Origin of the sequence: Methylobacter sp. (assembly GCF_023227905.1) — a bacterium.
Taxonomy (GTDB): Bacteria; Pseudomonadota; Gammaproteobacteria; order Methylococcales; family Methylomonadaceae; genus Methylobacter_A.
In genome coordinates, this window is sequence record NZ_JALOCF010000010.1 from 1 (window position 1) to 13347 (window position 13347).

Here is a 13347-nt window from a genome sequence, read left to right on the forward strand (position 1 = left end):
AAGGCGAGGGTCGGGGGTTCGAACCCCTCAGCACCCACCAGACTTTGGAGTGGTAGTTCAGTTGGTTAGAATACCGGCCTGTCACGCCGGTGGTCGCGGGTTCGAGCCCCGTCCACTCCGCCAAAATTAAAAAGCCCCGGATCGATTGGTTCGGGGCTTTTTTTTTGATTAAAATTAAGTTGTTTCTTTAGGATAGATCATATGCTGACAAAAATAAGAGAAAAAGCACAAGGTGCTTTCGCATGGGGTATTCTGATAGTGATTTGTGTACCTTTTGCATTATGGGGCATACAGAATTACCTGGATACTGGAGAAGAAGCGCCTGTCGCTTCCGTAGGCGATAAAGATTTTTATCAGCGCGATGTTAATAGGGCTTACGAGCAATATAGCCAGCAACTCCAGGGAATGACGTTTGATGAACAAAGCTTGAAGGCGCAAGCCTTGGAAAAACTGATAAAGGATGAGGTTTTGTTGCAGTATGTACGTGCTCAGGGACTTGTAACAACAGATGATGCCGCGCGTGAATTTATAAAATCTTTGCCCTATTTTCAGGTAGATGGTAAGTTTGATGATAAGCGTTACAAGGCAATGCTTAATTCACAAAAAATATCCTCGGCTGAATTTGTAAATAGAATCAAGAATGCTCTGATTATGGAGCAGTTTCAGCGCAGCATTATAGATAGCAGTTTTGCAACTAAATATGATGTGGAAAGCTTTTTCAAAATCCAGAATCAACAGCGCGACGTGGATTATGTCACCGTTGCTGTACAGAAGTTGACGGAACAACCCTCAGAGCAAGAGATAGAGACTTATTACCAGCAGCATCAGGATTTGTTTCGAATACCTGAGCAGGTTTCGGTAGAGTACGTAGAATTATCACTTGAAGATATAGCCAAGACTATAACGGTAACCGATGACAAGCTGAAAGCGTTCTATGAAGAGCAGAAAGATCAATATACCACCCCAGAGCGAAGAAAAATCAGTCATATCCTGTTTGCAATTAACGACAAGACCGACGAGAAAACCGCACTGGAAAAAGCTTTAAAGGCAAAACAAGAACTTGCAAATAAAGACTTTGCCGCTTTAGCGGCGGAAGTTTCCGATGACAAGCTAACCGCTAAAACAGGCGGAGATTTAGGCCTGTTTAATGCAGGCGTCATGGAGAAATCGTTTGAAGATGCAGCAAGCTCTTTAAAACTGGGTGAAGTATCAAATCCCGTTAAATCGGCGTTTGGTTATCATTTGATAAAAGTTACCGAGTTAGTGTCTGGCGAGGTTAAACCGTTTGAATCAGTCAAAAATGAAGTAACCAAGGCTTATCAAAAAGCCCAAGCGGAAAATGCCTTTTATGAGGCGGGGGAAAAATTAACTGAAATGAGTTATGAAAATCCCGACAACCTGAAAACCGTGGCGGACGCTTTGGGCATTGCTGTTAAGAAAACAGCCTTGTTTACCAAAGATAAAGGCGACGGCATTGCCGCTGAAGAAAAAATTCGTAATGCTGCTTTTGCTGAAGAAGTTCTGAAAGGTAACAATAGTGCGCCAATAGAATTAGGAACCGATCGTCTGGTTGCATTGCGAATGCTGGAGCATAAACCTGCTGCTGTACGCGACCTAAAAGATGTTAAGAAGGATATAGTTGACGCATTACTAACTGATGAGGCTAAGCAACAAGCTGTTGAAAAAGCCCGTCAGATTAAGGCTCGATTGCAGGCGGGAGAATCCATTCAAGCTGTTGCGGCTGAAAATAAGCTGCAAGTGAAGACAGCAACAGGATTAACGCGTAGCAAGGAAGATGTGCCGCTTCCGTTGAGTCAGGCCATTTTCAAGGCAGCTAAACCTGTTGGCGGCAAGCCGACTGTCTTTATCGCCGAATTGCCTGCCGGCGAGCAAGTGGTTGTGAGCCTGTCAAAAGTAAAAGAGGGTGCAATGACTGAGGATGACAAGAAACAAATGGAACTGGCGACTAAAAATATTGCCAAAGCGTTCGGTCAGACTGAATTCAATGCATTGATAAACAGCTTGCAGGCTGATGCTGACATAGAGGTGAGAGCGCCTAAGTAAAAACTGCTGGGCCGGAAATAAAAAAGGGAGCTTAAAGCTCCCTTTTTTTGTGCGCTACTTTTGCATTAAGATGCCGCTAGACCGGCAATGTTATAGCCGCAATCGACAAAAGTGATTTCGCCGGTAATACCCGAAGCCAGATCCGAACACATAAATGCCGCGGCATTGCCAACTTCTTCAATGCTTACGTTTCTTCTTAACGGCGCAGTATCGGCCGCTTTGCTGAGCATGGCTTTAAAATCATTAATGCCCGACGCGGCGAGCGTTCTGATAGGGCCTGCCGAGATCGCATTAACGCGCGTACCCTCGGCACCTAGCGCTACAGCCATATAGCGGACATTGGCTTCCAGGCTGGCTTTAGCCACGCCCATGACATTGTAGTTAGGAATCGCCCTGTCGGCGCCTAAATAAGACAGAGTCAAAAGAGAACCGTTACGGCCTTGCATCATTGCGCGCCCGGCTTTTGCCAGAGCGGTAAAGCTGTAGGAGCTGATATCATGGGCAATCTGAAAGTTTTCGCGGGTGGTGACGTCAACATAATCACCATTCAGCGCGTCACGAGGCGCGTAAGCAACCGAATGCACGATACAATCCAGGCCGTCCCAGTGTTCGCCCAGTTTGTTAAATACATTGTCGATATGAGCATCAATGCTGACATCGCATTCAATGGTAATGTTGGAATCACATTGACCAGCCATTTCTTCGACGCGACTTTGCAGCTTTTCATTCTGAAAGGTAAAGGCTAATTCAGCTCCCTCGCGGTGCATGGCTTGAGCAATTCCCCATGCAATAGAACGGTTACTGGCTAAACCTACAATCAAGACTCGTTTGCCTTGCATAAAACCCATTATCATCTCCCAATGTTTTTGTTGTTACAATAGAGTTTCAAGTATCTATGACCCTTTTATTGATGTCCAGTCTTTTGTCTATGAAGATGCGTACCTGCAAAGCTCGTGTATTAATTATGATATTGTCGGTCATATTTGGGGCCGTCTCGTTTTCGTGCGCTGCGCTGGCCTCTGGGCAACTTAACAATCCTTATCCGGAAGATGAGGGCGAGCAGGCGGTTTTGTATGAATCCTTTTCAGAGCGGCCCAAGCATATGGATCCGGCTGTCGCCTACAGTTCTAATGAATATGCCTTTATCTCGCAAATATACGAACCGCCGTTTCAATATCATTACCTGAAAAGGCCTTATCAGGTTGTACCGCTCACCGCCACTCGTATGCCTGAAGTGATTTATCTGAACCAGAAAGGCGAAAAGCTGGGGCAGGGCGCAAATAACAGCGATATCGCATTTAGCGATTATGTGATTGAAATCCAGTCAGGCATTAAATACCAACCGCACCCCGCGCTGGCTAAAAACTTCCAAGGCGCTTATGAATATCACCAGTTAGACAAAGAGCAAATCGAGGCCGCTACCTCGCTGAATGATTTTAAAACTACCGGCTCGCGCGAACTCACCGCCGAGGATTATGTTTACCAGATCAAACGTTTGGCGCATCCCAAGATCCAATCGCCGATTGCTGAAATCATGAAGAATTATATTGTCGGCTTTGACGATTTTTCCAAGCAGGTCAAAGATAAACCCAAGACAGCGGTTAGAGACCTACCGATAGAGGGGGCAACATCGCTGAGTCGCTACCAGTACCGCATTCGTATTAAAGGCAAATACCCGCAGTTCATCTACTGGCTGGCCATGCCGTTCTTCTCGCCGATGCCGTGGGAAGCGGATGTGTTTTACGACCAGCCGGGGCTTGCCGACAAAAACATTACCTTGGACTGGTTTCCGATCGGCACCGGGCCATATTTGCTGTCAGAGAATAACCCGAACCGGCGCATGATCCTGCTGAAAAATCCGTTGTTCCATCTAGAAACCTATCCGAGCGAAGGCGAGCCGGAAGACCAGCAAAAAGGCCTGCTGGCCGATGCCGGAAAACCGCTGCCGTTTATCGACAAAGTGGTTTTTATGCTGGAAAAAGAAACCATCCCCTACTGGACCAAGTTCCTGCAAGGTTATTACGATGCGTCGGGCATCGCCTCGGACAGCTTCGATCAGGCCATACAATTTACCGGCAGCGGAGGCGTGGCGCTGACGCCGTCGTTGCTGGAAAAAGGCATTCAGCTGCAAACGTCGGTAACGACCTCCAATTTTTATATGGGTTTTAACATGTTGGACACCACCGTCGGCGGTGCGACCGAGCAGGCCAGAAAGTTGCGGCAGGCGATTTCTATAGTGGTCGATTATGAAGAGTTTATCTCTATTTTTATGAACGGGCGCGGCGTTGCGGCACAAGGCGCATTGCCTCCCGGCATCTACGGCTTTGCCGAGGATGAAACGGGCATCAATCCCTATGTTTACGATAACCAAAACGGCAAGCCGCAACGCAAAAAAATCGAGGCAGCACGGCAATTGATGGCCGAAGCCGGCTATGCCGGCGGCATAGACCCCAAAACCAAAGAGGCGCTGATTTTATACTTCGACACCACCGCGACCAGTGTTGACGACCGCCCCAGAATGAACTGGTATCGCAAGCAATTTGAAAAGCTGGGTATAAAACTGGTTATACGCGCCACCGACTACAATCGTTTTCAGGAAAAAATGCGCACCGGCAATGCCCAGCTGTTTTTCTGGGGCTGGAATGCCGATTATCCCGATCCCGAGAACTTCTTTTTCCTGCTGTACGGCCCAAATTCCAAAGTGAAGCACGGCGGCGAAAATGCCTCGAATTACCGGAATCCTGAATTCGACCGCTTATTCGAGCAAATGCGCAACATGGATAACAGCGAGCAACGCTACCGGATTATTCAGCAAATGCAGGAGATCGTGCGTCACGATGCACCTTGGATTTTCGGCTTTCATCCGAAGAATTTTTCACTATTTCACAGCTGGTACAAAAACCTCAAGCCGAACCTGATGGCGAATAACCAGCTTAAATATACCCGCATCGATACAGCCGCCCGAGCCGAGAAAAGGCAGCTGTGGAACAACCCGGTATTCTGGCCGTTGGCATTGGTCGGCGGGGGATTTGTGCTGATGCTGATTCCGGCGGTTAATGCCTACCGCCGCCGAGCAAAGGAACCCAATTTATGACCCAATATATTATCCGGCGGCTTCTGTATAGTTTGCCTTTGTTGATGGGCGTCAATATCTTAACCTTCGTGCTGTTTTTTGTCGTTAACAGTCCTGACGACATGGCGCGTATGCAACTGGGGCAAAAGCACGTGACCGAACAATCCATCGCAAACTGGAAACAGCAGCATGGTTACGATATGCCGCTGCTCTGGAATAGCGACAGAGAAGGCGCGAAAAAAATAACCGACACCATTTTCTATCAAAAATCGGTCGGCCTGTTTTTGTTTCGCTTCGGCGTGTCCGATAGCGGCAGGAATATTGGCGCGGACATTAAAGAGCGTGCTTGGCCCAGTCTGGCCGTGGCGTTGCCGACGTTGATAGTCGGCCTGCTGGTAAATATCTGTTTTGCCTTAATGATGGTCTTGTTTCGCAACACTTATCTGGAACATGGGGGCATCGTGCTGTGCGTGATTTTGATGTCGATTTCGTCGCTGTTTTATATTATCGGCGGGCAGTTTTTCATCGGCAAGGTATTAAGATTAGTGCCCATTTCCGGCTATGACGGCGGTTTGGCGGCCATTAAATTCCTTATCCTGCCGGTGCTGATCGGCGTATTTTCAGGCATAGGTTCAGGCGTGCGCTGGTACCGAACCCTGTTTTTGGAAGAAGTCGAAAAAGACTATGTGCGCACCGCAAGAGCCAAAGGCCTGACCGAAACACAAACCCTGTTTCAGCATGTATTGCCGAACGCGATGATCCCCATTTTGACTGGTGTCGTCGTGGTGCTGCCGCTGTTATTCATGGGCAGCTTGATCATGGAATCGTTTTTTAGCATCCCCGGTTTGGGCAGTTACACCATAGATGCGATCAACATGCAGGATTTTGCGATCGTCCGGGCCATGGTTTTCCTGGGTTCGGTGTTATACGTGATCGGGCTATTGTTGACCGATATTTCTTACACACTGGTTGATCCGCGCGTGAGGTTATCGTAATGATTTGAGTATTGTTCAAAGCCAGCTTTGAACAATACTGGTGGTTTAACACGTATTTAGTCATTTAGTCGGAGTTCAAAGCTGGCTTTGAACGATTTGTAAAGGTTCTGCGATGCTAAAGAAAAGCCTACATACGCCAGCGCATTTATTTTTGGACAATACGCCCTATTTTGTCACCAGCGCCATTTATCAAAAAAGACCGCTATTGGCAGCCGATACTGTCAAGCAGCATTTGCTGGAAACGATTAAGGCCTGCTTTCGTGAGAAAAATTGGACGCTAAACGATTGGGTGATTCTGGATAACCATTATCATCTTTTAGGCGTGAGTGATAAAGGCGATGACTTGAGCAAGATTTTTCGTAAAATTCATGGCATAACCAGTCATGTTATTCAAGCGCACTGCTTATGTGAGCTACCGGTTTGGTGGAACTTTTGGGATTATTGTCCGCGCGATGAAAAAGATTACTTGGTTCGGTTGAATTATTTATTGATTAATCCGGTCAAGCATGGCTACTGTGAGGATTTACACGCTTATCCGTTTTCCAGTTTTCATCAACGGTTAGCGCAATCGGGACGGGAAGATTTGGCTAAACAATTTAAAGACAATGACGGTTATCAAAAAATGGTGTTGCAAGAAGATGATTTTTAATAGTCCAAAGCCAGCTTTGGACTCCGATTCAGGCGTCCACTATTTAAAATGGAGTTCAAAGCTAGCTTTGAATATTGTCGGATGTGACCAACACAGGCTAACGCAATGATTGTTCTATGGACAGACGCGCTGATTTACTTGCTGATCGCAGTGATGCTGGCGCTGGGCTTGTACCTGCGCGGCAAGGAACATATCCAGCGCCCGCTGCAGCAAATTGGCCGCAGCAAAATCGGCATGGTGTCGCTGGTGGTGTTGCTGTTTTTTGTGCTGATCGGCTTGCTCGATTCCGTGCATTTCAGGCCTGCCGACGATAAAAAAAACGAGATCATCAGCCTGCTGGACGATTGGGCGACGCCGCTACGCGAGCATGGCGAAAAAACCTACTCCGCGCCTTTTGCGACCACGCTTTACAGCAAGGAAATGATGACGTTGGCAGACGGCTCCATGCAATGGGGTTACCCGCGCCTGGAGTTCGGCGGCAGGCATTTGAATAATCCTGAGATAGAGAAAGTCCCCGATATTTTACAAAAAACAGTTTACGGTTTGGCCCAAGGCGCCAGCCTGATTGGTTTTTTTATGCTGCTTATGTGGATGTTATTTGTTGAGCAGCATAAACGTTTTATGCGCAGCTCAACGGCAAAAACAGTCTGGGCGGTAGCGTTTTTTATGGTGTCGTTTAGTTATGCCTTAATCTATCTATCCGGCTATTACCATGTGTTCGGCACCGATAAAGTCGGCGAAGACGTTTTTTATCAGGCGATAAAAAGCATCCGCACCGGCTTGGTTATCGGCACGTTAACCACGTTAATCATGCTGCCGATGGCGATCGTTTTCGGCATCCTGGCCGGCTTTTTCCGCGGCTGGGTGGATGACGTCATCCAATACATCTACACCACGCTAAATTCCATTCCCAGCGTATTGCTGATCGCCGCCTCCATCCTGATGGTGCAGGTGTACATGGCCAATCACGAAGCGGACTTTACCAGCGTCATCGTCAGGGCCGATATGCGTTTATTGTTTCTGTGCATGATTCTCGGCGTGACCAGCTGGACAGGCTTGTGCCGGTTGCTCCGGGCGGAAACCCTCAAACTCCGGGAAATGGAATACGTCCAGGCCGCGCAAGCTTTAGGAGTCAAGCAAGGCGCGATTTTGCTGCGCCATATTCTGCCTAACGTGATGCATATCGTGTTGATCTCAGTGGTGCTGGATTTCAGTTCGCTGGTGCTGGCCGAAGCCGTGTTGTCGTACATCAATATCGGCGTCGACCCGACCAGCTACAGCTGGGGCAATATGATTAACGGCGCGCGGCTGGAAATGGCGCGCGAGCCTATCGTGTGGTGGTCGCTGTCGGCTGCTTTTGTGTTTATGTTTGCGTTGGTGCTGGCAGCCAATTTGTTTGCCGACGTGGTTCAGGATGCGTTCGATCCAAGAAGGAGCGGCAATGAATAATCCGATACTGGCCGTACGGCGCCTTAGCGTCACCTTCAACCACCGGCAGAAAGTCGTCGATGACATCAGTTTTGAAATTCAGGCAGGCGAAACCTTTGCGTTGGTCGGGGAATCCGGTTCCGGCAAATCGATCACCGCCTTGTCGGTGCTCAGGTTGTTGCCGAACAATGCAAGGCTTAAAGCCGACGCGATCAGCCTACATGGCGATAATTTGCTGAACCGCTCGGAATTCGATCTGTGCAAAATTCGCGGCCGGCGCATCGGCTTTATTTTCCAGGACCCGATGTCTTCATTGAACCCGGTGATGACTATCGGCAGACAAATCGAGGAAGTCATCAAGCTGCATTTTGACTTGCCCAGAGAAGCGCTTAAGCAACGGGCGCTGGAATTATTGCAGCAGGTTGAAATACCCGATTCGCAGCAGCGCATTAAAGACTACCCGCATCAGCTTTCCGGCGGCCAGCGGCAGCGGGTGATGATCGCCATTGCCTTGGCCGGAAAGCCGGATTTGTTAATTGCCGATGAGCCGACCACCTCGCTAGACGTGACCATCCAGGCGCAAATCCTGGCGTTGCTGAAAAACATCCAGCAGCAGACCGGCATGGCGCTGTGGCTGATCAGTCATGACTTGGCGCTGGTGTCCACGATGGCCGATCGGGTTGCAGTGATGCAGCAGGGTAAAATCGTCGAAACCGGCCTGACCGCCGAGTTTTTTAGCCAACCCAAACACCCCTACACCCGCAAGCTGCTGAATGCCTTGCCGTTGATGCAAAGCTGCTTAACGCACAGCGCCGAGGAAAAACCGCCGCTGCTACAGGTCAGCGATTTTTATTGTTATTACCCGATACGGAAAGGCATCTTCAAGCGTATCGTCGATCATGTGCGGGCGGTCGATGGCGTCAGTTTCAATATTCAGCAGGGTAAAACGCTGGCCCTGGTCGGCGAATCCGGCTGCGGCAAAACCACCCTGGGCAAGAGCCTGCTGAACCTGATACCCGGCAGCGGGCGCGTCGTCATCAACGGCGTCGAGTTGAATGCCTTGACCGGTGAAGCATTGCGGCAGCAACGCGCCAATATCCAGATCGTGTTTCAGGACCCGTTTTCATCAATGAATCCGCGCATGCTGGTCGGCGATATCATTGCCGAAGGCATCAGGGCCTTGCATCCTCATACCAGTTCAGAGGAGCGCAAGAGCAGAGTCCGGCAACTGTTGCAGCAAGTCGATTTACCGGAAGACTCGGCGCTGCGCTACCCGCACGAATTTTCCGGCGGTCAGCGCCAGCGCATCTGCATTGCACGGGCTCTTGCTGTCGATCCCAAGCTGATCGTTTGCGACGAGCCGACCAGTGCGCTGGACGTGTCGGTACAGGCGCAGATTATCCAGTTGCTAAAAACCTTGCAGCGGGAGAAAGGCGTCAGCTATTTGTTCATCACCCATGACCTTGCCGTCGTCGCGGAAATTGCCGATGACGTTGCCGTGATGTATAAGGGCAAGATCATAGAGCAGGGCAGCGTGGCCGAGGTTTTGACGCAGCCCAAGCAGGCTTATACCCAAAAACTGTTGGCGGCTGTGCCGGTTTTGAAGATGGAGCATTGAAGTGGAACTCCATTTCAAACATTTGTCGGTATGTGTGGCATTTTGGGACGCGCTGTTTTAGTCTGCTAATCTACCGACATGAAAGTAAATGAAATATTAATCATGCTAAAAGAAGACGGCTGGTACCTTGTTGCTACGCGCGGAAGTCATCGGCAATTCAAGCATCCAATCAAAAGCGGTCGCGTAACTGTACCAGGAAAACCGGGCGATGATTTAGCTCCCGGCACTTTAAGTAGCATAATCAAACAAGCAAAACTAAAGGAGTAACCCATGCGTTACGCAATTGTTGTCGAAAAAGCGGAAAATAACTATTCAGCCTATGTGCCTGATTTGCCTGGTTGCGTTGCTACTGGAGGTACTTTAGAGGAAGTCGAGCATGAAATACGCGAAGCAATGGAGTTCCATATTGAAGGATTGGTTGAAGATGGTTTACCAATACCCGAACCGGCAAGTGTCGTTCAATATGTTGAAATAGCCGCTTAATTATTTAATTATATTTGAAGTGAGTAAGGTCGGTTTCGCGTAGCAGACCGACCTTACTCACTTACAACTTTAACTTTGTAAATAAAACTTATGAAAAAACAAATTTTACTTGCGGCAACAATAGCTCTCGGCACATTAGCCTTTACTGCACCGGCCGAAGAAATCGGTGATGTCAGCACGACATTTAAATTTCTGGGGGCCAATAATAAAATTGTGGTCGAAGCTTTCGACGATCCTGAGGTTCCCGGTGTCGCTTGCCATATCTCACGCGCTAAAACAGGCGGGATGAAAGGCGCCGTAGGCTTGGCTGAGGATCCGACAGAGGCATCCATTTCATGTCGGCAAATAGGCGCCATTGATGTAAATAAGCTGGATAAATTGAAAAATGGCGGTACGGTGTTTAAAGAAAGCCTGTCGCTGGTTTTTAAGACGCTGCAAGTTGTGCGTTTCTATGACAAGAAGCGTAATGTCCTGGTCTACTTGGCTTACAGTGACAAAGTGATTGAAGGCTCGCCAAAGAATGCCATTTCATCTGTGCCGGTTATGAAGTGGGATTAGCAGGACAAGCGAATGCCGTAATACGCTGGAGTTATTGCGGCATACAGGCTGGCTGAAGGGCCCAAAGCGAGTTATCCAGTTGCTCAAACCTTTACAGAAGGAACAAGGCTTCATGACCCATGATCTTACGATACAGCTTTGGGCACCGGATGCTTGTTTCAATAAAGTGCAAAAAATATTAGGCTAAAAACACAAAAATAAAAGCAATGGAAAAGCTCAGGTTGCCGAAAAATAAGGGGTCTCTTAAAAACCGTTTAAAGATTTCATTCAGTATGGCGCCGCCCAAAAGATAAACAGGAAATACATAGATAGAGGTCATGTGTCCCATATCTCCGGGGGTGTAATAAAATATGAACGTGTTAAGGAAAAAGTCGCTTGAAATATTTACAAATATTTCAAGTAACAAGGCCTCAACAGAGAGCACGAAAGCAAAAATATAGGCTTCATGTTTAAGGTTAAGGTAGTGAATCTTTTTCTTAACAAAATAAAGATGGTAGCCATAGAGTGACCACTGGAAAAACGCAAAAATCGAAGTATCGCCATTATGCACAGGTGTCACTAGATATACCCAAAGAGGCGATTGGAAAGCTGCTCTACAGAAGCTGTTAACAGCCACCTCGCTAATAACGCCTATCAGGGCGAGGGTTCCTGAATACATGTAGACCTCTTTGATTCTTACTTCCGTTGGGCTTTTGATGAGCGCAAGGCCTGCGAAATAAATAACTGCAATCAAATACAAGAAAAAAATAATAAGGTTTGCAACCATAAGGTAGTTCTCTAAACTGGTTTAATCGTCAAAGCGGGGCGAAGGGCGGCTTGCCCTGTTCGAAACGTTTACGTTGGTTTGGTTAAGATGTTGCGTAAGCCGGGCATGCTGTTTATGCCTGGCATTCATAGGTCTAAATATGGCGACGGGTTTGGGTTTCTCTCCCGTCGTTGCCTCAAACGCAAAAATGCCGGGCACGGAAGATACTGCCCGGCAAACTCAAGTCGTTCAATTCGGCGCGTGGAACAAGGTATCAATCAACTCGATAACCGCTCCTGCCATTCGGCGATTTTTATTTTCAACTCATCAACATTAACCGTAGTCAGATGGCGCTGCTTTAACAGGCGTTTGCCGGCGACCCAGACATCGGTGACTTGCTGGCGGCTTGCGGCATAAACAATCTGCGAAACCGGGCAATATAACGGCTGGGTTTCCAAATGCGATAAATCGATGGCGATCACGTCGGCGGCTTTGCCGATGCTCAACGAGCCGGTTTCATGGTCCAGGCCCAAGGCTTTGGCTCCATTGATAGTCGCCATGCGCAGGGCGGTCATGGCGGGGATGGCGCTGGCGTCACCGGCAACAGCTTTGCCGAGCAATGCCGCAGTGCGCATTTCGCCGAACATATCCAGGTCGTTGTTGCTGGCCGCGCCGTCAGTGCCTAAGGCCACGTTAATGCCTGCTTCGATACATTTAGCGACCGGGCAAAAGCCGCTAGCCAGTTTTAAATTGGATTCCGGGCAATGCACGATATGAGCGCCGGATTCTGCAAACAGCGCGATTTCATCGTCGGTTAGCTGGGTCATGTGCACCGCGATGAATGACGGATCGATCAGACCGAGTTCATGCAGCCGCTGCAAAGGCCGCTGTCCGGTTTTTTCCAGCGCCTGTTCGGTTTCGTGCAGCGTTTCGTGGACGTGAATATGGATCGATAACTCCAGCTCATCGGTAAATGCTTTAATTTTTTGTAGCGGTTCGTCAGATATTGTGTACGGCGCATGCGGTGCAAACGGTGTGGAAATTAGCGGGTGGTGGCGCAGTTGATCATGCAGCGCCAAGCCTTTTTCAATATAGGCGTCGCTGTTTTCGGCCCAGACCGTCGGGAAATCGATGACGATCAGCCCGACACTGGCGCGGATGCCGTGATGTATCGCCTGCGCGGCGGTAATTTCCGGGAAGAAATACATGTCATTGAAGCAAGTTGTCCCGCCCAGGATCATCTCGGCTATTGCCAGATCGGTGCCGTCTTTGACAAACGCCTCAGTCATCCATTTTTGTTCCAGCGGCCAAATATGGTTTTGCAGCCAGTCCATCAGTTGCAAGTCGTCGGCAATGCCGCGCATTAGTGTCATTGCGGCATGAGTGTGACTGTTGATCAGGCCGGGCAGCAAGGCATGGTTGTCCAGATTTTCGGTAGTGGTACCCTGATATTTTTGCTTGGCGAGCTCGGTAGGCAGCAGATCGATAATCCGGCCGCCATCGATAACCAGCGTATGGTGATCATAGGTTACGGATTCCGGTTCAACGGGTATAATCCAGCGAGCGTGGATGAGGGTATCGACAACTGTCATAAGATATTCCTGTATTGAATTGCCAAATTATAACTTTTTAGTAACTATTCGGCACGAAGGAAGATTTAGGCGAAGGGCAAAAAAGCTTCTTCGCCTTTCGCCTCTTAAAAGACATTAAACAATCAGACTTTAATTTATATAT

At 48.6% G+C, this 13347-nt stretch carries 12 protein-coding genes and 1 tRNA gene; 10 read left to right on the forward strand and 3 right to left on the reverse strand.

All coding sequences use genetic code 11. The features are described from left to right. The first annotated feature begins 46 nt into the window (after window positions 1–46). Together M0R47_RS05990 and M0R47_RS05995 are read left to right on the forward strand one after the other, a co-directional pair. Window positions 47–123: transfer RNA gene (locus M0R47_RS05990), tRNA-Asp, on the forward strand. 78 nt (window positions 124–201) lie between these two features. Then, window positions 202–2064 (forward strand): SurA N-terminal domain-containing protein, encoded by a 1863-nt coding sequence (locus tag M0R47_RS05995; protein WP_292551762.1) that lies wholly within the window; start codon window positions 202–204, stop codon window positions 2062–2064. Window positions 2065–2129: 65 nt separating this feature from the next. On the opposite strand, the gene M0R47_RS06000 is transcribed toward M0R47_RS05995, so the two are convergent. Continuing rightward, window positions 2130–2912 (reverse strand): enoyl-ACP reductase, encoded by a 783-nt coding sequence (locus tag M0R47_RS06000; RefSeq protein ID WP_292551765.1) that lies wholly within the window; start codon window positions 2910–2912, stop codon window positions 2130–2132. A gap of 116 nt (window positions 2913–3028) precedes the next feature. On the opposite strand from M0R47_RS06000, the gene M0R47_RS06005 reads away from it, so the two are divergent. The 8 genes from M0R47_RS06005 (at window position 3029) to M0R47_RS06040 (ending at window position 10868) form a co-directional block, all read left to right on the forward strand. Continuing rightward, window positions 3029–5158, forward strand: a complete 2130-nt coding sequence (locus M0R47_RS06005) for an ABC transporter substrate-binding protein (protein WP_292551768.1) — start codon at window positions 3029–3031, stop codon at window positions 5156–5158. After that, entirely contained in the window at window positions 5155–6132 is a 978-nt protein-coding gene (locus M0R47_RS06010; protein WP_292551771.1) for an ABC transporter permease, read from the forward strand. The genes M0R47_RS06005 and M0R47_RS06010 overlap by 4 nt, the downstream gene beginning before the upstream one ends. 112 nt (window positions 6133–6244) lie before the next feature. After that, the gene (locus M0R47_RS06015) at window positions 6245–6781 is read left to right on the forward strand and encodes a transposase (RefSeq protein WP_292551774.1); all 537 of its coding nucleotides are present in this window, start codon (window positions 6245–6247) and stop codon (window positions 6779–6781) included. 105 nt (window positions 6782–6886) lie between these two features. Further along, the gene (locus M0R47_RS06020; protein ID WP_292551777.1) at window positions 6887–8230 is read left to right on the forward strand and encodes an ABC transporter permease; all 1344 of its coding nucleotides are present in this window, start codon (window positions 6887–6889) and stop codon (window positions 8228–8230) included. After that, window positions 8223–9827, forward strand: a complete 1605-nt coding sequence (locus M0R47_RS06025; RefSeq protein ID WP_292551779.1) for a dipeptide ABC transporter ATP-binding protein — start codon at window positions 8223–8225, stop codon at window positions 9825–9827. The genes M0R47_RS06020 and M0R47_RS06025 overlap by 8 nt, the downstream gene beginning before the upstream one ends. 78 nt (window positions 9828–9905) lie before the next feature. Next, on the forward strand, window positions 9906–10094 hold the full coding sequence (locus M0R47_RS06030) for a type II toxin-antitoxin system HicA family toxin (protein WP_292551783.1): 189 nt from the start codon (window positions 9906–9908) through the stop codon (window positions 10092–10094). A 3-nt stretch (window positions 10095–10097) separates the two neighbouring features. After that, window positions 10098–10310, forward strand: coding sequence for a type II toxin-antitoxin system HicB family antitoxin (locus M0R47_RS06035; RefSeq protein WP_292551785.1), 213 nt, complete (start codon window positions 10098–10100; stop codon window positions 10308–10310). A 90-nt stretch (window positions 10311–10400) separates the two neighbouring features. Next, window positions 10401–10868, forward strand: coding sequence for a CreA family protein (locus tag M0R47_RS06040; RefSeq protein WP_292551788.1), 468 nt, complete (start codon window positions 10401–10403; stop codon window positions 10866–10868). A 178-nt stretch (window positions 10869–11046) separates the two neighbouring features. On the opposite strand, the gene M0R47_RS06045 is transcribed toward M0R47_RS06040, so the two are convergent. After that, a complete protein-coding gene (locus M0R47_RS06045; protein ID WP_292551789.1) occupies window positions 11047–11634 on the reverse strand; it encodes a hypothetical protein in 588 nt (195 codons plus the stop codon). 257 nt (window positions 11635–11891) lie between these two features. Continuing rightward, window positions 11892–13205 (reverse strand): TRZ/ATZ family hydrolase, encoded by a 1314-nt coding sequence (locus M0R47_RS06050; RefSeq protein ID WP_292551792.1) that lies wholly within the window; start codon window positions 13203–13205, stop codon window positions 11892–11894. Window positions 13206–13347: the final 142 nt, after the last annotated feature.

Excerpts from the sequence above, each read along its gene's own strand:
- M0R47_RS05995 (WP_292551762.1), top strand. The coding sequence starts at position 202 with ATGCTGACAAAAATAAGAGAAAAAGCACAAGGTGCTTTCGCATGGGGT.
- M0R47_RS06000 (WP_292551765.1), bottom strand. The coding sequence starts at position 2,912 with ATGGGTTTTATGCAAGGCAAACGAGTCTTGATTGTAGGTTTAGCCAGT.
- M0R47_RS06005 (WP_292551768.1), top strand. The coding sequence starts at position 3,029 with ATGATATTGTCGGTCATATTTGGGGCCGTCTCGTTTTCGTGCGCTGCG.
- M0R47_RS06010 (WP_292551771.1), top strand. The coding sequence starts at position 5,155 with ATGACCCAATATATTATCCGGCGGCTTCTGTATAGTTTGCCTTTGTTG.
- M0R47_RS06015 (WP_292551774.1), top strand. The coding sequence starts at position 6,245 with ATGCTAAAGAAAAGCCTACATACGCCAGCGCATTTATTTTTGGACAAT.
- M0R47_RS06020 (WP_292551777.1), top strand. The coding sequence starts at position 6,887 with ATGATTGTTCTATGGACAGACGCGCTGATTTACTTGCTGATCGCAGTG.
- M0R47_RS06025 (WP_292551779.1), top strand. The coding sequence starts at position 8,223 with ATGAATAATCCGATACTGGCCGTACGGCGCCTTAGCGTCACCTTCAAC.
- M0R47_RS06030 (WP_292551783.1), top strand. The coding sequence starts at position 9,906 with ATGAAAGTAAATGAAATATTAATCATGCTAAAAGAAGACGGCTGGTAC.
- M0R47_RS06035 (WP_292551785.1), top strand. The coding sequence starts at position 10,098 with ATGCGTTACGCAATTGTTGTCGAAAAAGCGGAAAATAACTATTCAGCC.
- M0R47_RS06040 (WP_292551788.1), top strand. The coding sequence starts at position 10,401 with ATGAAAAAACAAATTTTACTTGCGGCAACAATAGCTCTCGGCACATTA.
- M0R47_RS06045 (WP_292551789.1), bottom strand. The coding sequence starts at position 11,634 with ATGGTTGCAAACCTTATTATTTTTTTCTTGTATTTGATTGCAGTTATT.
- M0R47_RS06050 (WP_292551792.1), bottom strand. The coding sequence starts at position 13,205 with ATGACAGTTGTCGATACCCTCATCCACGCTCGCTGGATTATACCCGTT.